At 65.8% G+C, this 23,206-nt stretch carries 20 protein-coding genes; 15 read left to right on the top strand and 5 right to left on the bottom strand.

What is annotated here, in order from left to right:
* Window positions 1-168: 168 nt before the first annotated feature.
* From tssI to Q1A36_RS11210, 7 genes are all read left to right on the top strand, one after another.
* Window positions 169-2,142: a type VI secretion system tip protein TssI/VgrG gene (gene tssI, locus Q1A36_RS11240; RefSeq protein WP_299843681.1), complete on the top strand. Its 1,974-nt coding sequence runs from the start codon at window positions 169-171 to the stop codon at window positions 2,140-2,142.
* Window positions 2,142-2,561, top strand: coding sequence for a DUF1795 domain-containing protein (locus Q1A36_RS11235; protein WP_101752641.1), 420 nt, complete (start codon window positions 2,142-2,144; stop codon window positions 2,559-2,561). Before tssI ends, Q1A36_RS11235 begins: the two co-directional genes overlap by 1 nt.
* A 26-nt stretch (window positions 2,562-2,587) precedes the next feature.
* A complete protein-coding gene (locus tag Q1A36_RS11230; RefSeq protein ID WP_299843675.1) occupies window positions 2,588-7,279 on the top strand; it encodes an RHS repeat-associated core domain-containing protein in 4,692 nt (1,563 codons plus the stop codon).
* A complete protein-coding gene (locus Q1A36_RS11225; RefSeq protein ID WP_299843672.1) occupies window positions 7,279-7,749 on the top strand; it encodes a hypothetical protein in 471 nt (156 codons plus the stop codon). The genes Q1A36_RS11230 and Q1A36_RS11225 overlap by 1 nt, the downstream gene beginning before the upstream one ends.
* A 131-nt stretch (window positions 7,750-7,880) precedes the next feature.
* A complete protein-coding gene (locus Q1A36_RS11220) occupies window positions 7,881-8,672 on the top strand; it encodes a hypothetical protein (protein ID WP_299843669.1) in 792 nt (263 codons plus the stop codon).
* A 150-nt stretch (window positions 8,673-8,822) separates the two neighbouring features.
* Window positions 8,823-9,116 carry a hypothetical protein gene (locus Q1A36_RS11215; protein WP_299843666.1) on the top strand — a complete coding sequence of 98 codons (294 nt, stop codon included), beginning with the start codon at window positions 8,823-8,825 and terminating at the stop codon, window positions 9,114-9,116.
* Complete coding sequence (locus tag Q1A36_RS11210; RefSeq protein ID WP_299843662.1) at window positions 9,116-9,274, top strand: hypothetical protein; 159 nt, start codon at window positions 9,116-9,118, stop codon at window positions 9,272-9,274. The genes Q1A36_RS11215 and Q1A36_RS11210 overlap by 1 nt, the downstream gene beginning before the upstream one ends.
* A gap of 37 nt (window positions 9,275-9,311) precedes the next feature.
* On the opposite strand, the gene Q1A36_RS11205 is transcribed toward Q1A36_RS11210, so the two are convergent.
* Window positions 9,312-11,312 (bottom strand): TonB-dependent receptor, encoded by a 2,001-nt coding sequence (locus tag Q1A36_RS11205; RefSeq protein ID WP_299843659.1) that lies wholly within the window; start codon window positions 11,310-11,312, stop codon window positions 9,312-9,314.
* Between the two features lie 460 nt (window positions 11,313-11,772).
* Between Q1A36_RS11205 and Q1A36_RS11200 the strand changes: the two genes are divergently transcribed.
* Genes Q1A36_RS11200 through Q1A36_RS11190 form a run of 3 tightly spaced genes read left to right on the top strand, consistent with a single transcriptional unit; the run spans window position 11,773 to window position 14,389 of the window.
* Window positions 11,773-12,960 carry an isochorismate synthase gene (locus Q1A36_RS11200; protein WP_299843656.1) on the top strand — a complete coding sequence of 396 codons (1,188 nt, stop codon included), beginning with the start codon at window positions 11,773-11,775 and terminating at the stop codon, window positions 12,958-12,960.
* A 14-nt stretch (window positions 12,961-12,974) separates the two neighbouring features.
* Window positions 12,975-13,625 (top strand): isochorismatase family protein, encoded by a 651-nt coding sequence (locus Q1A36_RS11195; protein ID WP_299843653.1) that lies wholly within the window; start codon window positions 12,975-12,977, stop codon window positions 13,623-13,625.
* On the top strand, window positions 13,616-14,389 hold the full coding sequence (locus Q1A36_RS11190; protein ID WP_299843650.1) for an SDR family oxidoreductase: 774 nt from the start codon (window positions 13,616-13,618) through the stop codon (window positions 14,387-14,389). The genes Q1A36_RS11195 and Q1A36_RS11190 overlap by 10 nt, the downstream gene beginning before the upstream one ends.
* Window positions 14,390-14,392: 3 nt before the next feature.
* On the opposite strand, the gene Q1A36_RS11185 is transcribed toward Q1A36_RS11190, so the two are convergent.
* Together Q1A36_RS11185 and Q1A36_RS11180 are read right to left on the bottom strand one after the other, a co-directional pair.
* Window positions 14,393-14,638: a phosphopantetheine-binding protein gene (locus Q1A36_RS11185; protein ID WP_299843647.1), complete on the bottom strand. Its 246-nt coding sequence runs from the start codon at window positions 14,636-14,638 to the stop codon at window positions 14,393-14,395.
* 10 nt (window positions 14,639-14,648) lie between these two features.
* Window positions 14,649-16,235: a (2,3-dihydroxybenzoyl)adenylate synthase gene (locus tag Q1A36_RS11180; protein ID WP_299844182.1), complete on the bottom strand. Its 1,587-nt coding sequence runs from the start codon at window positions 16,233-16,235 to the stop codon at window positions 14,649-14,651.
* A 190-nt stretch (window positions 16,236-16,425) separates the two neighbouring features.
* Here Q1A36_RS11180 and Q1A36_RS11175 point away from each other — a divergent pair, with 190 nt between their 5' ends.
* Entirely contained in the window at window positions 16,426-17,766 is a 1,341-nt protein-coding gene (locus tag Q1A36_RS11175; protein WP_299843644.1) for a condensation domain-containing protein, read from the top strand.
* A 9-nt stretch (window positions 17,767-17,775) separates the two neighbouring features.
* On the opposite strand, the gene Q1A36_RS11170 is transcribed toward Q1A36_RS11175, so the two are convergent.
* On the bottom strand, window positions 17,776-18,078 hold the full coding sequence (locus Q1A36_RS11170; RefSeq protein ID WP_299843641.1) for a DUF2218 domain-containing protein: 303 nt from the start codon (window positions 18,076-18,078) through the stop codon (window positions 17,776-17,778).
* A gap of 102 nt (window positions 18,079-18,180) precedes the next feature.
* Between Q1A36_RS11170 and Q1A36_RS11165 the strand changes: the two genes are divergently transcribed.
* The 4 genes from Q1A36_RS11165 to Q1A36_RS11150 are packed head-to-tail and all read left to right on the top strand — an operon-like array spanning window position 18,181 to window position 21,724.
* Window positions 18,181-19,080 (top strand): siderophore ABC transporter substrate-binding protein, encoded by a 900-nt coding sequence (locus tag Q1A36_RS11165; protein WP_299843638.1) that lies wholly within the window; start codon window positions 18,181-18,183, stop codon window positions 19,078-19,080.
* 1 nt (window position 19,081) lies between these two features.
* Window positions 19,082-20,029: an iron chelate uptake ABC transporter family permease subunit gene (locus Q1A36_RS11160; RefSeq protein WP_299843636.1), complete on the top strand. Its 948-nt coding sequence runs from the start codon at window positions 19,082-19,084 to the stop codon at window positions 20,027-20,029.
* Window positions 20,022-20,966 carry an iron chelate uptake ABC transporter family permease subunit gene (locus Q1A36_RS11155; protein ID WP_299843633.1) on the top strand — a complete coding sequence of 315 codons (945 nt, stop codon included), beginning with the start codon at window positions 20,022-20,024 and terminating at the stop codon, window positions 20,964-20,966. Before Q1A36_RS11160 ends, Q1A36_RS11155 begins: the two co-directional genes overlap by 8 nt.
* Window positions 20,963-21,724, top strand: a complete 762-nt coding sequence (locus Q1A36_RS11150) for an ABC transporter ATP-binding protein (RefSeq protein ID WP_299843630.1) — start codon at window positions 20,963-20,965, stop codon at window positions 21,722-21,724. The genes Q1A36_RS11155 and Q1A36_RS11150 overlap by 4 nt, the downstream gene beginning before the upstream one ends.
* Before the next feature lie 236 nt (window positions 21,725-21,960).
* Here the strand turns inward: Q1A36_RS11150 and Q1A36_RS11145 are convergent, their stop codons facing one another.
* Window positions 21,961-23,064, bottom strand: a complete 1,104-nt coding sequence (locus tag Q1A36_RS11145) for a flagellar basal body P-ring protein FlgI (protein WP_299843627.1) — start codon at window positions 23,062-23,064, stop codon at window positions 21,961-21,963.
* Between the last annotated feature and the right edge of the window lie 142 nt (window positions 23,065-23,206).

The raw sequence follows: 23,206 nt of genomic DNA, 5'->3' as shown, positions 1-23,206 counted from the left end.
GATTGCCGCCGGTCTTCCTCGATCCGAGCAAGAAAAACGCGCATTTTCAAGGCCCTGATCCCGCCACCTTGCATCCGGAAGTTTTGGCCAAATGATCTGGCCTCGCCCTCGAATCTTTGCCATTCTGCCGATGTTTTGGATGATTGACAGTTTAAAGGGGGCCGCCGGATGAATGCGCCATTCAAGCAGGCCGAAAGGCTGGGTCGGCTGACGACCGTTCTGGGGCCGGATGCGCTGGTGCTGCTGCGCTTCGACGGCACCGATTACATGAACGAGCTGTTCGAATACAGGGTCGAGGCGCTGGCCCCCAGCGGCGATGTCGATTTCGACCAGCTGGTCGGCACCCATGCCTCGGTCGAGATCGAGGGCCGGACCGGGCCGCGTGTCTTTGACGGGATCGTCACCCGCACCCGTTGGGCCGGCGTGGGCGAGAACGGACACCGCTATGATCTGGTGCTGCGACCCTGGCTGTGGCTGGCCGGGCGACGGAAGAACCAGAAGATCTTCCACAACAAGACCGTGGTGCAGATCGTCGAGCAGGTGCTGGGCGAATATGCCTCGCTTGGCGATCCAGCACTTGAAGTGAAGCTGGGCGAGACCTACCCGGTGCTCGAATACACGGTGCAGTTCCGCGAAAGCGATCTGGATTTCGTCCGCCGACAGCTCGAGCGTCACGGCATCAGCTTCCATTTCCGCCATTCGGCCGGCAACCACACGATGGTGTTGACAGATGATGTCATGTCCCATGAATCGATCGGTGAGCGGCCCTATAAAAGCTATGACGGCCATCATCAGGCCGAGGGCGAGCATTTCTGGGACTGGTCGCCCGAGCGCAACCTGACCACAGGCGCAATCCGGCTGATCGATTACAACTTCAAATCCCCCTCGGCGGCGATGGAGGTCGACCGGCTTGGCGATGCGGCCTATGCGATGGGTCAGCTGGAAAGCTATGAATATCCGGGCGATTACCTCGATCAAGAGGGCGGCCGGGTTCTGGCCAAGGTGCGGATGAAGCAGGAACGCGGCCAGGACCGCCGCAACCGCGCCACCGGTGACTGCGTCGCGCTAGGTGCCGGCAGGGTCTTTTCGCTGACCGGCGATCCCGCGCCGGGCGTGGGCGAGAACTACCTGTGCCTCAAGGCCGATTACAGTTTCGTCTCCGAGGCCTATGGTTCGGGCGGGCCGGGCAGCGATGGCTATGCCTTCACCGGAAACTACCTGGTGATGCCCGAAACCGCGCCGATGACGCCGATGAAGCGCACGCCCTCACCCGTGGTCGAAGGGCCACAAACGGCCGTGGTCGTGGGCGATGGCGAGATCGACTGCGACTCGTTCGGCCGTATCCTCGTGCGCTTTCACTGGGATCTTGAAGGCGCGAAGTCGATGCGCTGCCGGGTGGCACAGAACTGGGCCGGCAACGGGCTGGGCGGCGTCGTGATTCCGCGCATCGGCATGGAGGTCGTGGTCGATTTCATCGACGGCAGCCCCGACAAGCCCATCGTCACCGGCTGCGTCGTCAACGGCACCAATGGCAATATCTACGGCCTGCCGGCCAGCAAGACCAAGAGCGGCTTCAAGACCAAGACCCACGAAGGCTCGGGCTTCAACGAACTGAGCTTCGAGGATGCGAACGGCGCCGAAAAGATCTTCATGCACGCCCAGAAGGACATGGAGGAATACATCAAGGACAACCAGTCCACCTTTGTCGAGGGCGGCAATCGCAGCATTACCGTGCAGACCGGGGACGAGACCAAGGGCGTGCTCAGCGGCAACCTGACCGAGACCATCGCCCTGACCCGGGCCTCGCAGGCCAACAAGATCGTCGAATCCGCCGTGGCCGGCAAGGGCGGGCCGGGGGTGATCGCTTACAACGCCGACAATGTCATCACCATGTCGGCGGTTGACCTGATCAACGCCGAATCGAAGGACAAGATCGACATCGCGGCGCTGAACAAGATGACGCAGAAGTCCAAGGCCATCGACATCGAGGGCGGGGAAAGCATCAAGCTGACCGTGGGCGATGGCAAGATCGAGATGACCCAGTCATCCATCGTCATCAGCTTTGGCAACACGCGGATCTCGTTCGATGCCGAAACGCTCGATCAGGTTGCGGCAATGATTCATCTCAACAAGGACGGCTGATGTATTACGTGCAGGAAGGCAGCATAGAACTGCCGGTCGAGTGGAAAGACCAGTCGATCAACATCATCTCGGCCAGCCAGACGGGCGAGCCGAGCCTGTCGATGACGATGACCCGTGACGACATTCCCTGGGGCATGAGCTTTGACGAATATGTCGCCGATCAGCTGCGCCAGGCGGGCGAAACGCTGAAGGATTTCACCGTGCTGCACCAGCAAGAGATGCAGATCGGCGGTCATCGGGCGCTGCAGACCGAATGCAAATGGGTCGCCAAGCAGGGACCGATGCACCAGTTGATCACATCGCTCATGCCGGGCAAGCGGGTGCTGATCATCACCGCCACGGCGCCGGGCGCGTTCAGCGATGGCCAGAAACAGCAGATGCAGCAGGTCATCGCGTCGTTCCGGCCGCGCCAGGGCTAGCCGCCCGTTGCTTGGGGATTTGTGTCATGAGTGTGTTGAACGGTATCAGGTTCGGGGGCAGCGCCAGCGCCGGTGGCGGCCGCAGCCCTGCCCCACCCACACCCGGAAAACATCGCGCGCCTGACGGCTCGCCCCGATCGACGACAAGCTGGAACTATGTCGGCAAGCACCGGCGCGAGACCGAGGAACCCGACGGGGCCAGCGGCGGCTTTGACGGCGGCGATGGCTGGCAGGACAACGCGCCACCGCCGGGCTTCAGCGGCAACGAGCGCTACGAGCAGCTGCGCCAGCAATATGCGCTGAGCGATGGCGACAGGGCCTGGGATCAGGCACTGGCCGTTGCCGAAAGCCAGGGGGTCCAGAACGCCCTGCTGACGGCGGGGGTTCTCGGACCCGGTGCACTTGCCGGCGGAACGGCATTGGCCGGTGGCGCGACCCTTGGTGGGGCCAGCCTCGCCGCACTGGCGGCATCGCTGCCGGTTGCAATTGCCGCCATCGGCGGTTTCGCGGCCTACAAGATCATGTCGCCGGTCGGCGACAAGGTCGGGCATTGGTTCATGCAGACCGATTTCATGAAGGCGAAAGGCTTCGTGCCGATCGCGGGGCCGGGCGAGAAACCCGCCCGACTGTTGCACCCCATAGCCCATGCAAATACCGGCTTCTCGCTTGGGGGGATGCTGGCCAGCGTGGTTGTGGGCGCGCTTGTCGGGATTGCCGTCGGTGCCCTGGTGGTCGGAACCGGCGGCGCGGCGCTGGTCGTCGGCGCGATTGCCGGCGGCGCTGTCGCGGGGCTGATCGGCGGTTTTTCCGAGGCCGTCGGACAATATGGCAAGGTCAAGGGCAAGATCATCCAGGGCTCGCCGGATGTCTATTTCGAGAACCAGCCGGTCGCTCGGGTGGGCGACAAGATCCAGTGCGATGATCACGCCGACGCTGCCGTCTCCGAGGGGGCCGAGCGTGTCTTTGCGAACGGGATGCCGATTGCCCGCATCGGGCACAAGACAACCTGTGACGGCACCATCAACGAAGGCCTGGAAACCATCGCGATCGACATCGATACCAGCGCATTGTCGCTGGAGCGGGATGTCGGCACGTTGAACCGTCTCTTCAGGACGGGTGCCCTGCTGGCCGATGTCGCCCCCCTGCCACGCGGCAAGACCCGCGACGGCACGCCGTCGACCGCGCGCGGGGGCGATGCACCGAACAGCTGTCGCACCACCTGCAAGGACCCGATCGACGTGGCGACCGGGCAATTCGTCGATCTGCGCACCGACATCTTCATCCCCGGCACCATTCCGCTGCGGCTCGATCGCTGCCATGCGCGCGAGTCGCGGGGAATTCAGGGCGAAGGCTGGTCCGGCACCTGGGCGCAGCACCTGCGCATAGAAGGCGAGACCATCACCTTCCAGAATCCGGAAGGCTGCCTGATCGTCTTTCACGCCCCCGCTGACGAGGTGCTGAGCCACAACCTGCGCTTCCCGCATCTGGAACTCATCGGCCGGCGCTCGGGCGACCTGTTCGTCTATGACCGACCGGCGCAGCTGTTTTACGTCTTTGCCGACGAGGGCGGCGGCATCCGCCGCCTGTCGCGCATCGAGGATCGCAACGGCAACCGGATCAGCCTGACCTATGGCCCGGACGGGCTGCGCCGGGTCGAACATTCGGACGGGTTCGCGCTACAGGTTCACAGTCTCGGCGGGTTGATCCGCAAGGCGGTCCTGGACGCCCCGGATGGCGGCGACTGCGTCTTCCAGTGGGATTACACCGCCGACGGCAGGCTGCGCGAGGTCCGCTCGTCCCAGACCGGCTATATGCGCTATGACCATGACGGCGATGGCCGGATCACCGGCTGGCATGACGCCAAGGACAGCCATGTCCATTACGAATACGGCAGCAATGGCCGGATCATTCGCACCTGGACCGATAGTGGCCATATGGGCGGGCAGATCGACTATGATCTGGCGCGCCAACGCACGCAGGTCCGGGATTCCGAGGGTGTTGTCAGCTATGACTGGGACACGGACGGCCTCGTCTGGCGCGAGATCGACGCGCTGGGGCATGTCTGGCTGACCGATTGGGACAAGGCCTTCCATATCACGACCCGCACTGATCCGCTGAGGAACAAGACCGAGTTCGCATTCGACAGCCTTGGCAACCTGATCCGTTCGACCGATGCCGATGGCAATGTCACGGCCTGGGACTATGGACGCGACGGGCTCCTGTCGGCCATGACCGATCCCGCCGGCAATCGCAGCGAATACCGCCATGACCAGAACGGCAACCTGGTCGGCACGACCGATCCCTTGGGCCGCATCACAACGCTGGGGCTTGGAGAACAGGGACAGGTCCTCCGCGTCGATCTGCCGGGCGGGGTTCAGGAGCGGATCTATTACGACCCGCTGATCCGCCCCAGCCGCCGCCGCGACCCGGACGGGAACGAAACCCGCATGGGCTATGACACCGAGGGTCGACTGGTCTGGTTCACCGACGCGATCGGCGCCACCACGCGCTATGACCTCGGCCGCGGTCCCGACAATCCGCGCGGTGCGATCCGCCGGGTCGAGACGCCGGATGGTGCAGTCTCGACCGTCACATGGGATATCGAGGGGCAGCTTTCCTCGATCACCAACCCGGTCGGCGATACCCGCCACTTCCGCTTTGGCGCCTTCGACCTGCCGCTGGAAAGTGTGGATGCGCAGGGTCATCGGCTGCGGCTGGAACATGACCGTGAGACCCGGCTGAGCGCAGTGATCAACGAGCTGGGCGAGCGCCATGACTATCAGCGCGATGCGGCGGGCCGGGTGGTGGCCGAGCGCGACTATTCCGGTCTGGTGACGCGCTATGACCGCGATGCGGCGGGCCGGGTGATCGGCAAGACCGCACCGGACGGGGCGCGGACGCACTACGACTATTCCCCCGCCGGGCGGCTGCTGCAGATGCGGGTTCAGTCCGGCGCGGGCGAGGCGGTGACGCGCTTTGGCTATGACCCGCGCGGGCTGATGACCCGCGCCGAGAATGCGGCAGCAACCGTCGAATACGACTATGACGCGCTTGGCCGGGTGGTGGCCGAACGGCTGAACGGGCGCGAGATCACCTCGGATTATTCGCTGGCCGGCCAGCGCATCGCGCGCTCGGGCGACGTGCTGCACCTGACGGCGGGCTGGAGCCGCGCCGGCCTGCCGACCGTGCTGGGCATCGGCGATCACGCTCCGCTGACCTTTCGGCACGACCCGCGCGGGCTGGAACAGCTGCGCAGCTCCGAGCAGGGCTTTGCGCTGGCGCAGGGCCACAGCCTCATGGGCAATCTGGCCGAACAGATCGCCGGCCCCCTCACCCGCCTGCCGGAAGAGGCGCGAACCGGCGCACTGGGTAGCGAGCGGCCGCTCGACTTCGCCACCCGCATGGGGGCCGGGTTGCATCGCAGCTTTGACTGGGACCGGGCCGGTCGCGCCGTTGCCATCCATGACCGGCAGATGGGCTGGCAGGCCTTCGGCTATGATGATCGCGGCCAGGTGGCGGCGGCGCGCCGCGACGGCCCGGACGGCCAGTCGCTGCTGACCGAATATGAATATGACCCCGCCCGCAACATCGCCGCGGTGATCGAGGCCGGCCATCGCCAGCCGGTGCGGACAGCCGCCGGTCGCGTCCAGCGACGCGGCGGCCGCGTCAGCTATCGCCATGACACCTGCGGCCGGGTGATCGAAAAGCGCGTCGAGGAGCCGGGCTTCCGCCCCCGCATCTGGCGCATGGCCTGGAACGGCGAAGGCCAGATGGTGGCGCTGGAAACGCCCGAGGAGACGGTCTGGCATTATGCCTATGACCCGCTTGGCCGCCGCATCGCCCGCAAGGCGGCGAATGGGCCGGGCCATGCCTATCAATGGGAGGGCGACCGGCTGATCGCCGAGGCGCCGATGACCGCCGATGGCGCCGTGGCCTGGGATCAGGCCCGCCATTGGGTCTATGAGCCCGACGACTTCCGCCCGCTCGCCCAGATCGACGGCGATGCGCTGCATTACGTGGTGACCGACCACCTTGGCACCCCGCGCGAGATGTTCTCCGAGGACGGCTCGGAGGTCGCCTGGCGGGCCGAGCTGTCGCTCTGGGGCGAGATGGCCGAGCTGCGCCGCAAGGCCGCCAATGACGACGCCCCGCCGCTCGACTGCCCGATCCGCTTCCAGGGCCAGTGGCATGACCCGGAAAGCGGGCTGCATTACAACCGCTTCCGCTACTACGACCCCGAGGCGACGCAATACCTGTCACCGGACCCGATCGGGATGGCCGGGGGTGTGCGGCCGCAGGGCTATGTTGACTCACCCGTCGAGCTGATCGACCCTTATGGTCTCAAACCTTGCAGCACCGCTGACGGCTCGGTGCGGTTCAAGCGGTGGAGTCGGGGGGACGCAATTGACAAACCCCTTCCCGACGGCAGTTCACCAAGTTGGGATGTGGTGAGAAGCAGGTATTGGAAGAACCGGGCACATCTTGCAGATTCTGGCGAGTTTTCATCTGCGAATCTTCGCCGTATGCGCAGGGGCAGCGCGCCACTCGACTACAACCCGCGCACTCGGGCATGGGAATCGCGCGAATTGCATCACGTCATTCCGCAACAATATGGAGGTGGTCACACTCCCCTGAATCTGCGAGAGCTGACCCCTGACTGGCACGGAGAGGTCGACCCCTTCCGGCATACCCGGCCAACGATACGAGGAATTCGATGATGCCCGCAGATTTTTTCGAGGAAGTTCCGGTGGTCCTGAAGCTGGACTCTCCGCGATCTGCCGGAGAGCTGAACCGTGTTCTGCGGGAACTCGGGGCGACGCTTGACTATGATGTCTACAATTTCGACCGGAGCGAGAAACACCCGATCTGGCAATCCGAGAGCTACGCGCTGATTGATCTGGCGATAGGCGGTCAGCGTGCCGACGCGCAGGATGGCGCGGACCAGATCACGGTCAGCTATCCGATGGCGACCATTCCTTCGACCTATATCGCAAGGTTCGTCGATCTTGTCCTTGCGCTGGCGGGACGACTGGGTGCCACGGTGCTCTACTGCGGTGAACCTGTCGATCGTGGCCAGATGATCACCGAGCTGGACAAGATCGTGACCTCCCTGATGACCGAATGGGGTGAGGAGCCGGGCAGCGAGTCCCTGGCGATCATGATCGAGGAACAGTTCGCGCGCCGCTGAACATGCCGGTTGGCCAGCGGATCTCGCGCGGCAAGAGAGGAAACCGGAGCGGGGCTGAGCATAGTTTTCGTGACTATGATGCAAGGTCCGTCATACACTCGCACCCTCGACAGCCTCATGAACGGACCCAATTGGTAGTCACCGGCTTTGCCTTCTACGGGATATCTGCAAGTGAGCCTGACCGCAGTCTCGCCACGGCGACCGCAATTTTCGCGCGACTGAATCTGCATGCTGTCGAAGTCAGCGAATATGTCAGAACCACCCCCGATGCTGCGGGAAAAAGCCTGCATCTTGTCGAGACAGATTGGCAAAACTACCTCCGCGACCCGAAATCAGCGAATATCAGGTTCAGAGCCATCTCGGCTTCAGGCACGACCGAACTGACCGGAGGTTTCGACGACGGTGCCAATGTCGGGTTTTCATTGGTTGACCTCGCGGTCCGGCACCAACAGCCACTGCCAGAGTCGGAGATCATCGACGTTATCGACCATCTGTCCGGTCAGCTTTCCCCTTCCTATGGCTTTGCCTTCACCTGTACCCGCCCCGAACAGGTTGTGTCCTATGCGAATGGAAACGCAGCGGTGCTCTTCACGGGCAGCGAGGACCCCTTTTCCTTTATCGATGACCTCTCCGAATGGTCGGGGGGCGAGGACAGCTACAAGCGAACCCGCCTGCGCATGGTCTACCCGTACAATCTGCTGAACAGGGACCATCTGGCGATTTCCGTCGCCGGGCAGAGCCTTGGCGACTGGATTCGCGCGCAGGATGATCGCGGCAGGATCATCGAGCTGAACAGCCAGTTCGCCGTATGGATCGTGCCGGCGGAGACATTGCAGGACATCAACCAGCTTCTCGGCGCAACAGGTCTGCTGATCTCCTGGCGCCCCGAACGCGCGGCCGGCCCGCGCCGCAAACTGCCCTGATCGGGTTCCAGGTATCCATGACATTTTTTGCCCGGCAGCAATCTCGATCGAGTTCGGGCGACTGTGGTCGGTCCGCCCCCCGCAGGACATCCTTGTCAGGATTGGCCGCAGATTGCCTGCAGAATCAAGCGCTGGCTGGGCGGTCAGCCGATGCCCCGTAGACCTGAAATTCCCGCCGCCGAGCGCGCCAGGATCGATGCGATCCTCGACCAATCCGAGGCCCATTTCGCCAAGGGCGACATTCGCGCCGCCTTGGCCCTGAACCTCGAAGCCTGGGCGCTGATCCCCGAATCGAAAAGCGGGTGGGACTATTGTCCCCAGACGCTCACCGTCGGCTGCGTCGAGGATTATACCGACCTCGGTGATCTTGCCGAGGGAAGGAGGTGGATCGAAACGTCTATGAGGTTTACGACGATCCAGAGCACAAGAACCTCTACACGCTGATGCTCGAGGGCGGATCGCTCTACAAACTTTGCGAGACGGATGCTGCTGCGGCGGCGTTCCAGCGGGTTTTCGACCTGTTCGGCCGGGAGGGCTTCGAGGGCAGCCATAAGACCTGCATCTTGTTCTTCCATCGCCACAAACAGAAAACAGGCGGGTGATCGCTCACCCGCCTGCCCCTTCCCCTGGTCCGAGGGATCAGAAATCCATGCTCACACCAAGCGTGACCGTCCGGCCCGGGGCATAGACCGGGTAGACCTCGCGACGGGCGAACTGGGCATAGCTCGTGCGCTCGAAATAGGTCTTGTCGAACAGGTTGTCGACGCCAAGCCGGACCACGACATTCTGGTAATCCTCGGGACGCCATTCGGCATAGGCATTCACCACGCCATAGCCCGGGATCTCGCCAAAACCGCCCTCGGTGATATAGGCGTCGTCCAGACGGCCTGCCAGTTCCAGCGTGCCGCCGAACCGCAGATTGTATTGCGGCAGTTCCTGATCGACGAACAGCGTGGCGATCTCGCCGATGGGCATGGCATCACCGCCATCGGGCAGGATATCCTCGCCATCATATTCGACCTTGGCCTTGGTCAGACTGGCACCGGCGCGGCCGCTGCCCCAGCTGTAATTCGCCTGGATCGTAACGCCGCGGCTGCGATAGTCGGCCGAGTTGTCGAAGGTCAGCGAATCGTCGCTTTCGCGGTAATAGTCATTGGCCAGACCGGACAGCGTGGTATCGAAGAAGGTGAGGTTGCCGGTCCAGCTGTCCTGGGTCGCGCTGACACCCAGCTTGTAGTTGCGTGCAGTCGCCGGCTCATAACCCTCGGCAACGGTAAGGCTGCTGCCGCGGGCGTGCAGATAGCCGTATTCGCCGATGTCATAGCCGAGCCAGGTGTGTGACGCCCCGGCAAAGACCTCGTAGCCCGGCGCGAACTCATAGGAAACCGTGGCATTGGCGCTGGCGCCGCTGTCGGTGCGGCGGTCGCCGTTCCAGTCGGTGAAACGCTGATGGTCAAAACGCAGGCCGGTCGACAGGTCGATGCCATTGGCGAAGGCGAAGCGGCCCTGAACGAAGGTGCCGACCTGCATGGTCTCGATCGTGTGGACCCGGACATCGGTATCGCCGTAATTGTCGATGCGATAGTCGCTATAGTTGAAATCGACCCCGGTCGAGATCGTGCCGACGCCCACGTCGAAGCTGTTCTTCAGCACGCCGCCGACCGATTGCGCCTCCATGTCCATATCGCCGCCAAAGCCGCCGACGATGAAGTTCGGGCGCCAGTATTCGTTGCGGCTGACATAGATCATCGCCTCGGGGTCCCAGGTCGCGGTGGGCGAGACTTCGGTATATTTCAGGCTCAGCGTGTTGCGGGTCACCTTCAGCGGATAGACATCGCGGGTATGGGCCTGATCCATGTTCATCCGTGTGACGCGGTCGGCGTCATCCTCGGTCCGCTCATAGGACAGTTCGACCCTGTGACCCTCGAACTCGTAACCGGCCTTCAACAGGCCGCCGAGCGTGGCGGGTTCGGTGCCGGGCATCTCGTAGCCCTCGCCGGTCTCGTAATTGTCGCCGTTGGCGCTGTGGATCATGGCGAACCAGTCGAAGCCCTCGTAGACGCCATAGCCGGCGATGCTGGCCGACAGCCCGCGGCCATTGCTGCCATAGGACAGACCGACGCGCCCGCCCTGGGTCCGGCCATCGGTCAGTAGATCTCGAGCGCCGAGCGTTTCGTAGCGGACGGCACCGGCGCCTGCGGCAAAGCCCGCATCGGCGGCGGCGGCCCCGGCCTCGACCTCGACCCGCTTCAGGAAGGCCGGGTCGATGACGTTCGAGCCACTGTGATGCCAGTTGTCCTTGAACTGCGGCACGCCATCGACTGAGACCGCGAGGCTCGACTGTTCCAGCCCGAAGACATGGATGCGCTTGGCCTGACCGCCGCCGCCCGAGACGCTGATCGAGGAGTTGCGCGAGAAGAGTTCCGACATGTCGGCGGGCTGCAGCGTCTCGATATCCTCGGCCGTGACGACGGAACCGCCCGTTGCCTCGACATTCTCCTGACCGTCGGCAACCAGCGTGATCTGATCGAGAACGATGGTGCCCGGGGTCTGCGAGATCGCGGTTTCCTGCGCGGCCAAGGCCGTCGCCAGAGCCATCAGCGAGACGCTCGCCAAGGGGAGGATGCGGGAAAGTGTCATAGCCAATTCCTGTGCCTGATTGAACTTTTCGGCTGGTTAGCGGGCGGCGCGACAGATTCTCAACTATTTTACTTGGTTATTTGCGCAAAGCGCCCGGACCCTGCGCCAAAAATGCCACAGTTAAATTGTCGGGTATTATTTTGGCGCGAACCCCGCAGCGAATTCGGGCTGCACGAACAGGCAAATTCCCTCCGGCGAGCCTGCAGTCGGCATACTCAACCTATACGCGCATCACATTTCCGACTTTTTTAGTTGACTATGCCCCTCTGCTTCGGCAGGTTCCGCGCAGGCAGCGGCCAGACCGCAACCCAAGGCCGCATGAGCTGATCCCTCGCGGCCTCTCTCCACTCCTTTTCGCGGCCAGCCGCACCCGGACAGCCATCCCCGGCAGCCTGCCGCGCTCAGCCAGTTCCGTCTGAACAACCCGCCCCTTCCGGGCCCTGCCGGATGAATACCTGTCATGATGATTTCGCCAGAAACGGCCGCCTGTCGCGCCGATGCCGCCGATGCCGCCGATGCCGCCGATACGGGCGGTTCCTTTGCCTTTCGCGGCCCGCACGGCACCCTGCGCGCCGATGGCCCGACCCGCGCCGTCGAAAGCGGCACCGGCGACAGCCTGCCGGCGCGCATTGCCCACGCCTTTGCCGGGGCCGGACCTTCGGCGGTGATCGGCGGGGCGCTGCCCTTTGCCCGTCACCAGACCGATTGCCTCTGGCTCGCCCCTGCCTGCCGCCATGACCTGCCGGTCGCGGCCAGCCCCTCCGACCGCCCGAGCCCGCAGCGCTGGCGGGCCGATCCCGCCCCGCGCGTCTATGCGGGCAGCGTCGAGCAGGCGTTGCGCATCATGCGCGCCGAAGCGACCCAGCCCGAGGGGCTGCGCAAGATTGTGCTGGCCCGGACGCTGGCCATCGAGGCCAATGGCCCGATCCCGCAGCAGGCGCTGATGGACCGGCTGGCCGATGACCCGGTGGTTACCGCCTTCCGCGTCGCCCTGCCCCAGCCCGACCGGGCGCTGATCGGCGCAACGCCGGAGCTGCTGGTGGAAAAGACCGGATCCAAGATCCTATCCTTCCCGCTGGCCGGTTCGGCCCGCCGCAATCCCGACCCGATCAAGGATGCCGATGCCTGCGCGGCTTTGGCCCGGTCCGAGAAGGACCGGCGCGAACATGCGATGGTGGTCGAGTTCATCCTGGACACGCTGGCGCCATGGTGCAGCCATCTCGGCGCACCCGAAGGCACCGGCCTCACTTCGACCCGCAGCATGTGGCATCTGGGCACGCGGATCGAGGGTCGGCTGAGCGATCCCGATACCCCCTCGGTGCTCTTGGCCGCCGCGCTGCATCCGACACCCGCCGTCTGCGGCCTGCCCTGTTCGCGCGCCGCCGCACTGATCGGCGAACTGGAGCCTGTGGCCCGCGATTTCTATGCCGGCGCGGTCGGCTGGTGCCGGCCCGATGGCGATGGTGCGTGGTTTGTGGCGATCCGCTGCGCCGATGTCTGCGGCGCCGAGGCACGGCTCTATGCCGGGGCGGGCATCGTGCCCGGATCGGACCCGGATTCCGAGACCGAGGAAACCGCCAGCAAATTCGCCGCGCTGCTGCGCGCCTTCGGCCTGCCCGCAGATGCCGCCCGTTACCCGACCGACTGACCGAGAGACCCATCATGGCCCTGCCCCGCATCGCCCCCTATGCCCCGCCCCCCGCTCCGCAGGACAGCCGCGCGCCCTCGCGGCCCGAACCCGACCGGATGGCGCTTCTGGTCCATGACATGCAGCAGTATTTCTGCGCTCCCTTCACCCCGGGCGCCGAGCCGCTGCACCGCGTCACCGCCAACATCGCCCGCCTGCTGGTGGCCGCCCGTGCGGCCGGCATCCCGGTCTTCTACACCGCGCAGAAGGGCGACCAGTTCCGGCCCGATCGCGGCTTGCAGGCCGATCTCTGGGGGCCGGGGATGCGCGCCCTGCCCGAGCACGAGGCGATCCTGCCCGAGCTTGCGCCGGAACCGGGCGATCATCTGCTGGTGAAGCATCGCTACAGCGCCTTCCAACGCTCGAACCTCGAGACGCTGATGCGCGCGCGCGGGCGCGATCAGCTGATCGTGACAGGGATCTATGCCCATATCGGCTGCCTCTGCACCGCCGCCGAGGCCTTCCAGCGCGACATCCAGCCCTTCGCCATCAGCGATGCACAGGCCGATTTCGATGCCGCGCGGCACGCCATGGCGATGGATTGGGTGGCGGCAACTTGCGGCGTGGTGATGGAGACCGATACCGCGCTTGCCGCCATCGGCGCCGAGGCCCTGACATGCGCCTGACGGGTTTCGAGGATCGCGCCGCCTTTGTCACCGGCGCGGCGGGCGGGATCGGAGTGGCGCTGGTCCGGTTGCTGCGCGCCTCCGGGGCCAAGGTCTTTGCCACCGACAGGGCCGATGCGCTGGCCGCGCAATCCCTGCCCACGGATTGCGGGATCATCTGGCACGGGCTGGATGTCCGTGACGGCGCGGCGGTTGATGCGGCGCTGGCCGCAGCGGTGCGGGCATTTGGCCCGGTTTCCCATGGCGTTCATGCGGCGGGGGTGCTGTCGACGCAACCCCTGCTCGGCTCGACGGATGAGGACTGGCAGCGGGTCATCGACATCAATGCGGGCGGCACCTTCCGCGTCACCCGCGCGCTGGGGCGGCACATGGCCGCCGAGGGCAAGGGCGCGATCGTGGTGATCGGCTCGAATGCCGGGGGCGTGCCGCGGCAGAACATGGGCAGTTACGCGGCCTCAAAGGCGGCGGCGGCGATGCTGGTGCGCTGTCTCGGGCTGGAACTGGCGCCTCGCGGCGTGCGCTGCAACATCGTCGCGCCGGGCTCGACGCTGACGCCGATGCAGACCGGCATGTGGGCCGACGATCAGGGCGCGGCGCGGGTGATCGCGGGCGATCTGGCCAGCTTCAAGACCGGCATCCCCTTGGGGAAGATCGCCACGCCCGAGGATATCGCGCAGGCCGCGCTGTTCCTGCTGTCGGATCAGGCCGGCCATGTGACCATGGCCGACCTTTATGTCGATGGCGGCGCGACGCTGCGCGCCTGAGGCTCAGTTGGTGCGCGCCGCGATCAGCGCCCACCAGCCATCCAGCGTCGGATCGCGGGCGAGATCGTCAAAGCTGACGATCACGCCCCTCTCCTCCAGCGCCAGCACCAGCCGCATGACCGCAATCGAATCGAGCCCGTAGAGCACCAGCGACTCGGCGGGATCGATGGGCTCGTCCTCGCCGATCAGGTCGGTGATCTGGCGGGTCAGCCAGTCGCGGCTCAGCGGGTCTGTGGCGATCGTGGTCATCATTTCTCCTTCAGGCATCGGCGTGCTCCATCCGGGCACGCAGCAGCTTCTTGTCGGGCTTGCCCACCGCTGTCAGTGGCAGTTCCTCGATCAGGCGAAACCGGTCGGGCAGCTTGTAATCCGCGATCCCGAGGCCCATCAGGTGGCGGCGCAGTTCGATGCCGCGAACCGGATTGCGGGCGACGATGAAGGCGCAGCTTTTCTCACCGAGGGCGGCATCGGGCATGGCGACCAGCGCGGCGGCCAGCACCTCGTGATGGCGCATCAGCAGATGCTCCACCTCTTCCGCCGCGATCTTCTCGCCACCCCGGTTGATCTGGTCCTTGACCCGGCCAACGACGCGCAGATTGCCACCGTCCCCGCGCTGGACCAGATCGCCGCTGTAGTAGAAGCCATCGGCATCGAAGGCGCGGGCGCTCTGCTCGGGCGCGCGATAATAGCCGCGGAAGGTGTAGGGACCGCGCGTGGCCAGTTGCCCGGTCTCGCCCTCAGCCACCGGCTGGCCGTCCTCATCCACGATCTTCACCTCGTCATCGGGGCTGATCGGGCGGCCCTGGGTGGTGAAGATCACCTCGTCCGGGTCATCGAGCCTTGTGTAATTGACCAGTCCTTCGGCCATGCCGAAGACCTGCTGCAACCGGCACCCGAGACGCGCCGGAACCTGCCGCGCCATCGCCTCGGGGAAGCTCGCGCCACCGACCAGCAGCTGATCCAGCGGCGCAGGCGCGCCGCGCGTTTCGGCCGCCTGCAGCCACAGCCCGACGGCCGAGGGCACCAGCGCCGCCATGCTGACCTCGTGCCGGGCGATCAGGTCAAAGCAGAGGCGCGGATCGGGGCTGGGGGCCATGACCACAGTGCCACCGGCATGAAAAACGCCAAGCGCGCCGGGGGAACTCAGCAGGAAGTTATGCGGGGCGGGCAGCGCGCAGAGGAACCGCGTCGCCTCGCTCACCTGACAGATGCCGACGCTTTCGCGGATGCTGTAATCGTAGTCGTCATGGGTGCGCGGGATCAGCTTCGGCGTGCCGGTGCTGCCGCCCGACAGCTGGAAGAAGGCGACCTCGTCCGACGGCGTGGGGCCGGCACCAGAGGGAAGGACGGCCTTGCCTTGCAGCCACTCGCGCAGGTCATGATCGCCGGCTGCGGCATTCAGCATCAGCACCAGCGGAAAACCGGCGCTCACCGCGTCATCGGCAAAGACCGGATGCGCCCGATCGGCCACCAAGAGGCGCGGGGCGATCTGCGCGGCATAGGCGGAAAGCTCGACCTGCTTGTGGCTGTAAAGCGCATTGACCGGCGCCACGCCGATCTTCAGAAGCGCAAGGAAGACCATGTAGAACTCGGCCACGTTCGGCAGTTGCACCAGCGCTGTATCGCCCTGCCGAAGCCCCTGTCCCGCGAGCCGTGCCGCCAGCACAGTCGCCGCCCGGTCCATCGCCGCATAGGTGATGTGACGCTCGCCACAGATCAGGGCGATAGCGTCGGGGCGGCGCGAAGCCTGTGCCTCGACGCCGGCGGTCAGCGGACGGCCGATCCAATGGCCACGGGCGCGATACTGACGGGCCAGATCCTCGGGCCAGCGGGTGAAGTCGATCATCTGTTCCAAACCAAAAGGGCCGCGCGCGGGGAACGGGCGGGCAGGTCGCGAGTCTGGCTGGACGGCGGGATGACGCGTCTTGCTGCGGTGATCCGCCGCCCGCGCGATGCGGACAGTTGACCGTGGCGGATACTTAAGTATTTCTGTCGGAAATTGTCAACCAACCGCCCGCCCGGAAAAGAGGCACGCCATGACCGACCCGCGCCCCGCCAGCGACTGGCATGAGCTGACCCTCGGCCAGTTCGATTTCTGGGAGGAGTTCCGCTCCCATCCCGAAACCGTGGTCTCGACCGTCGCCCATGCGACAAGGATCGAAGGCAATGTAGATGGCGCAGCGCTGGCCGAGGCGATCAGCTTGACCACCGCCGAGGCCGATGTTCTGGCGCTGGAATTCGCGCAGAGCGGCAACGCCCCGCCCCGCCAGCGGGTCAAGCCGACGCTTGCCCCGGCGCTATGGCAACTCGACCTGCGCGGCCATGCCGATCCCGAGGCCGAGGCGCAGGACCGGATGCAGGCCGATATCGCGCAGCCGCTGAACCTGCTTACCGGACCGCTGGCGGCGCAATGGCTGATCCGCACGGGCGATCAGGGCTGGATCTGGTACTGTCGCGGCCATCACATCTTTCTCGACGGCTATGCCATGGCGCTGATCGAGCGGCGGGTGGCGCAGCATTACGCGGCGCTGACCGGCGGCACTGGCCCCGGCCAGCCTTTCGCCCGCTTCACCGATTTCCTGCGCGAAGAGAGTGATTTCCGCAGCGGCCCCCGCAACGCCACCGCCGGGCAGTTCTGGACCGATTACCTCTCCACCGGCCCGGATCTGCCGGTTTTACGCAAGGGGTCCGAGAACTACCCGGGCGAGCCGCGCAGCGCCGAACTGCCGCTTGGCGATCTTTCGGACGCGCTGCGCGACAGCGCCAGCCGGCTTGGACTTGGCTGGCCCGACCTCCTGATCCTGCTGAGCGGGCTCTGGCTCTGGGCCAGACCCGCCGGCGACGGCGACCGGGTCGAGGCCGACCGGGTGATCTGGCTGCCCTTCATGAACCGGCTTGGCAGCGTCAGCGCCGGACTGCCGGCCATGGTGGTCAATATCCTGCCCTTCCGCATCACCACCCGGATCGATGCGCCGCTGGAGCAGGCGTTGCGCGACCTGTCCTCCGACCTGCGGCGGATCAGGCGGCACGGCCGCTATCGCATCGAGCAGATCACCGCAGATCGCGGCATCGTCGCCGGCCACCGCTTCTTCTTCTCGCCGCTGGTGAATGTCATGCCCTTCGACCCGCCTGTCTTCCCCGGCTGCGAGGCACAGCGCGAAGTGCTGGCCGCCGGGCCGGGCGATGGCTTCAACGCCACCTTCGCCGCCAATGGCCGGGGTGACGGGCTGGTCCTCTACCTCGACGCCGACCCGGTGCTGACCTCGGAGACGCTGTTCCGGGACCATTGCGACGGGCTGCCGGGCTTTCTTCGCCGTGCCCTGACGGCGACCAGCGAAACCCGGCTAGCCGACCTGCTGGAGCCGGCGCCGACCTGAAGCCCAGCCTCAGGCCGCGACGTCCGACCAGTCCATTCCCGAAAACTCTTCGCGGAAAGCGAAGCGTATCAGATGGCTGTCGATCACCTCCTGCAGGCTGGCGACGACCTCGCTGCTGTCGCCCGACAGCACCACGACCAGCGCCTGATCGTCGGACTGCATCTGCGCGACACCCATGCCGAATGTCACCTGCCCGGCATCGCCCTCGACCTCGGCCGGCACCTTGTGACCGAAATGCTTGCACAGCTGGACCATGTATTTCTGCGCGTTCGGGGTGGAAAACCGCCCCGTAGACCTGAACTGCCCTTGCATTTTCCTATTTCCCGAGTTTTTTACACAACATTAGCCAATTGGCAGCGCGACCCCGCCTTGTCAACAAAGCCACAACCGCAATTTGACATGGAGACCGCACCGATGAAGGCTTTTTTCTGTGCGCTCGCGCTGGTCCTGCCGACCGCGCTGCAGGCTGAAACCGTTCCCGTGGCTACCGCCGCCGGCGAGGTGCAGGCACCGCTAAATCCGGCCAAGACCGTGGCGCTGGACATGGCCGCCATCGATACGCTCGACGCTTTGGACGTCGCCATCATCGGCCGCCCCGACATCACCCCGCCGGCCTATCTCTCCGAGACGCTGGCCAGCGTGCCGACCGTCGGCACCCTGTTCGAGCCCGATTTCGAGGCTCTGGCGGCGCTGGCCCCTGACCTGATCGTCGCCGGTGGCCGCTCGCAGGCGCAGGTCCAGCCGCTGTCACAGATCGCGCCGACGCTGGACATGACCATCGGCGGCACCGACCTGCTGAACGAGACCACGGCGCGGATCGATGCCTATGCCGCGATCTATGACCGCACGGACGCCGGCACTGCGCTGAAGGCCGAACTGGATGCCGACCTTGCCGCCGCGCGCGACGCCGTGTCCGGCAAGGGCAAGGCGATGATCATCCTGACCAATGGTGGCAAGATCTCGGCCTATGGCGCGAACTCGCGCTTTGGCTGGCTGCACAGCGCGCTGGATCTGCCCGAGGCCTATCCGGGTCTGGTGGTCGAGAATCACGGCGAGGCGGTGTCCTTCGAATTCGTGGCCGAGGCCAATCCCGACTGGCTGCTGGTCATCGACCGCGGTGCCGCCGTGGGTCAGGGCGGCGAGGCTGCGGCCGCGACGCTGGACAACCCGCTGATCGCTGGCACCACCGCCGGCAAGACCGGCCAGATCGTCTATCTCGACGGCTCGGCCATGTATCTCGCCGGGGGCGGCTTCCATTCGGTCACCGGCACGCTGGAACAGCTGACTGCGGCCTTCGGGGGCGCTGGCAGCTGAGATGGTCCGCCTCGCCAGCGCGGTCGGGCTTCTGGGCCTGATCGCGGCAAGCCTGATGATCGGCGCGGCTGACCTGAAATCTGGGTCGGTCGATGCAGACCTGCTGGTGTGGGTCAGCCGCATCCCGCGTACGGCCGCCGCGCTGCTCGCCGGCGCGGGCCTCGCGCTCGCCGGGTCGGTGGTGCAACTCGCCGTGCAGAACCGGCTGGTCGAACCCGGCCTGACCGGCACGCCCGAGGCCGCCATGGCCGGGCTGCTGGCGATCACCCTGATCGCACCGGGCGCGCCCCTGATGCTGAAGATGCTGGCCGCCAGTATCGCCGCGATGGCCGGAACCGCCGGTTTCCTGATCCTCGCCCGGCATGTGCCACGGCAGGACCCGATGCTTTTGCCGCTGGTCGGGCTGATCTATGCCGGCATTCTGGGCGCCGGTGTCACCTGGGTCGCCTGGACCACCGATCTGATGCAATATCTGGGCGTCTGGCAGGCGGGCGAGTTTTCCGGTGTGCTGCGTGGCCGCTATGAGCTGCTGTGGCTGATCGCGGCGCTGGCCGGGCTGCTCTACCTGCTGGCCGACCGCATCACCATCCTGGGTCTGGGCGAGGATCGCGCCCGCAGCCTTGGCCTGAACGCAAGGCAGACCATGCTGGCGGGCCTTGCCATCGTCGCCGCCACCGTCGCCGCCGTGGTCGTGACCGTCGGCACCCTGCCCTTTGTCGGGCTGGTCGTGCCGAACATCATCTCGCGCTGGCGGGGCGACAACTTGCGACGCAACCTGCCGCTGATCGCGGTGTCGGGCGGCGCGGTGGTGCTGGCCGCCGACCTGATCGGCCGGGTCATCCGCTGGCCCTACGAGATCCCGGCCGGCACGGTCTTCGCCGTGATCGGGGCGGGCCTGTTCCTGTGGCTGCTTTATGCCGCACCGAGACCGGCGGGGCAGAATGGCTGATCGTCGGCTGCTGTTTCTGGGGCTGGGCCTTCTGGTCGCGGCGACCCTCTATCTCCTCTGGGGGCTGCGCAGCCCCTATGGCTTCATCCTGTCGCTAAGGGCAACGAAGCTCGCCGCGCTGGTCGTGGTCGGCGCCGCCATCGGCGCGGCCACAGTGATGTTCCAGACCGTCGCCGCCAATCGCCTGCTGACCCCGGGCATCGTCGGCTTCGATGCGATGTTCGTGCTGATCCAGACACTTCTGGTGCTGCTCCTAGGCGGGATCGGCTATGCCGCCCTGCCGCAGATCCCGAAATTCGCCATCGAGACACTGGCGCTCGCCGGTGCCGCCACGCTGCTCTTCAGCGCCATCCTGCGGCAAGGGGCGGGCGACATGACAAGGCTGGTGCTGACCGGGGTCATCTTCGGCATCCTCATGCGCGGCCTTGCGACCTTCCTGCAGCGCATCCTCGATCCGTCCGAGTTTGCCATTGTCCAAAGCGCCAGCTTCGCCAGCTTCACCGCCATCGACCCGGTGCAGCTGGCCTTCGCCGCCCCGCTTCTGGCCGCCGCCCTGGTCGCCGGCCAACGGCTGGCCCCGGCGCTGGACGTGGCTGGTCTGGGGCGCGACCGCGCCCGCGCGCTGGGGGTAGATCATGACCGGCTGGTCTTGAAGGTGCTGGCCCTGATCGCCGGGCTGGTGGCGGTGGCGACCGCACTGGCCGGACCGATGACCTTTCTCGGGCTTCTGGCCGCAAGCCTTGCTGCCAGCATTCTCAACACACATCGCCATCGCCTGCTGCTGCCCGGCGCCGCGATGCTGGGCGCGCTGATCCTGGTCGCCGGGCAATTCCTGTTCGAGCGTCTGCTGGGCCTGCAATCCACCCTGTCCGTGATCGTCGAATTCCTCGGCGGCATGGTCTTCCTGATGCTCGTCTTGAGACGGAGGGCGGCATGATCCGCATCGAGAACCTTGACCTGACCTTGGACGGCGCGCCGATCCTGCAGGGCATCGACACCGAGATCCCGGCAAGCGGGTTGACGGCGGTGATCGGCCCGAACGGCGCCGGCAAGTCCAGCCTGCTGCACTGCCTCGCCGGTCTCGTCCGGCCCACGCAGGGCCGCGTCCTCATCGACGGCATCGACATCCCTGCGGCGAAACCCGCCGAGCGCGCCCGCCGCGTTGCCCTGCTGAGCCAGGGCAGCCCGGCCCTGCCGCGCCTGACCGTCGCCGAACTGGTCGGTTTTGGCCGCTGGCCACATCATCAGGGCCGGCCCTCGTCCGAGGATCACCGCCTCGTTCAGGCTTCGATCGACTGCTTCGATCTTGATCCGCTGGCCCATCGCCGGTTGGAAACCCTGTCCGGTGGCCAGCGCCAGCGCGCCTTCGTCGCCATGGCCCATGCCCAGACCACGCCCTGGATGCTGCTGGACGAACCTCTGGCGGCGCTCGACCCGCGCTATGCCCGCGACATCATGGACCGGCTCTGCACGCTGTCGCGCCCAGGTCCCGAGGCCCGCAGCATCGTCGTCGTCCTCCACGACCTCGCCATGGCGGTCCGCTGCGCCGACTGGGTGGTCAGTCTCAAGGACGGGCGGCTGGTGCAATCCGCGCCCCGTGCCGAGGCCCTGACCAGCCGCAATCTCAGCGATCTCTTCGAGGCCGAAATCCTGGTCGACGAGGTTCAGGGGCGACCGGTCGCGGTGCTCGCCTGAACGTGGCTCAGGCTGGCACCCATCGGCCCGAACCCACAACGGCTATCCGCTTTCATAAATGCCCGGCAGGATCGGACGAGGTCGCCCGCCCCCGCCTGAGCCGGATTGCTTCGGCTGGCCAAGATCGCGCGCGGTCGACGCCGCGGACGCCGAACGAGCGAACTGGTTTACCACCCGCGCGCCTGATTGCGCACGCATGGCCAACAGGAAGCCGGTGATCAGCAGCTCCGTCGCGCCTATTCGATGATCAGATCGGCATGCAGTGCACCGGCGGCATGAATCGATTTCAGGATGTCGATCATGTCACGCGGACGAACACCCAGCGCATTCAAACCCGCGATCACCTCGGTCAGGGACGAGTCACCGCTGACTTCGGCAAAGCCGATGCCGGGTTCATCCCGCAACTCGGCCGAGCTGCGCGGCACCACCACGGTCTCGCCCGCGGCGAAGGGATTGGGTTGCACCGCCTCGGGCGCCTCCTGCACCCGCAAGGTCAGATTGCCCTGCGACACAGCCACGCGCGAGATGCGCACCCGGTCGCCCATGACAATGGTTCCCGATTTGTGGTCGATCACCACCCGGGCACGATTGTCCGGCCGAACTTCCAGATTCTCGATCTGGCCCAGGACATGCGCGGGGTTGACCTTGCCGAGGGCACGAAAATCGACTTGCACAGTGCCGGAATCTAGCGTTGTCGCGACCTCGCTGCGCAGCGCGCGGTTGATCACCGCCTCGACCTGCCCCGCAGTGGTGAAATCAGGTGTCCGAAGTGCGATGCGGATGTTCTGGATATTGGCGAGTTCGAAGGCGACCTCGCGTTCGACCCTCGCCCCGACAGGGATCGAACCGGCTGTCGGCACGCCCTCGACCACCCGGGCGGCCTCGCCTTGGGCCGAGGCACCTCCGGCGATCACCGAGCCTTGTGCCACAGCATAGACATTGCCGTCCGCAGCCTTCAGCGGCGTCAGCACCAGCGTTCCGCCCAGAAGGCTTTTCGCATCGCCAATCGCCGCCACGTTGACGTCGATCCGGCTGCCCGACCGCGCAAAGGGAGGAAGTTCGGCGGTCACGACGACGGCGGCAACGTTCTTTGAGCGCAACTCCTTGTCGCCGACGTTCACGCCCAAGCGTTCCAGCAGGCCCGCCAGAATATCCTCGGTATATGGCGCATTGCGCAGGCTGTCGCCGGTGCCATCCAGACCGACGATCAGGCCATAGCCCACAAGATCGTTGCCCCTGACGCCGTCGAACTCGGCCAGATCCTTGATCCGAACCGGCGCCGCGACGGCACTCGCGCAAAGCAACGACCAGATCACGATCACACGCAGCAGGAGCCTCACCGCAGGTAATCCACAAGCTTGAGGCGCGACAGTCGCGCCGTCAGTGTGTAGAGTGTCTCAAGTTGGAGTAACGCGCGAAAGTTGGTGATGCCCTGAGGGGCGGCATATCATGGCGGTGTTCAGACGCCGTCAATTCTCAGCC

It is taken from the genome of uncultured Paracoccus sp., from assembly GCF_947487305.1.
GTDB lineage: Bacteria > Pseudomonadota > Alphaproteobacteria > Rhodobacterales > Rhodobacteraceae > Paracoccus.
Note: the sequence above shows the minus strand (reverse complement) of the source record. Positions and strands in the feature narration are given on the sequence as shown.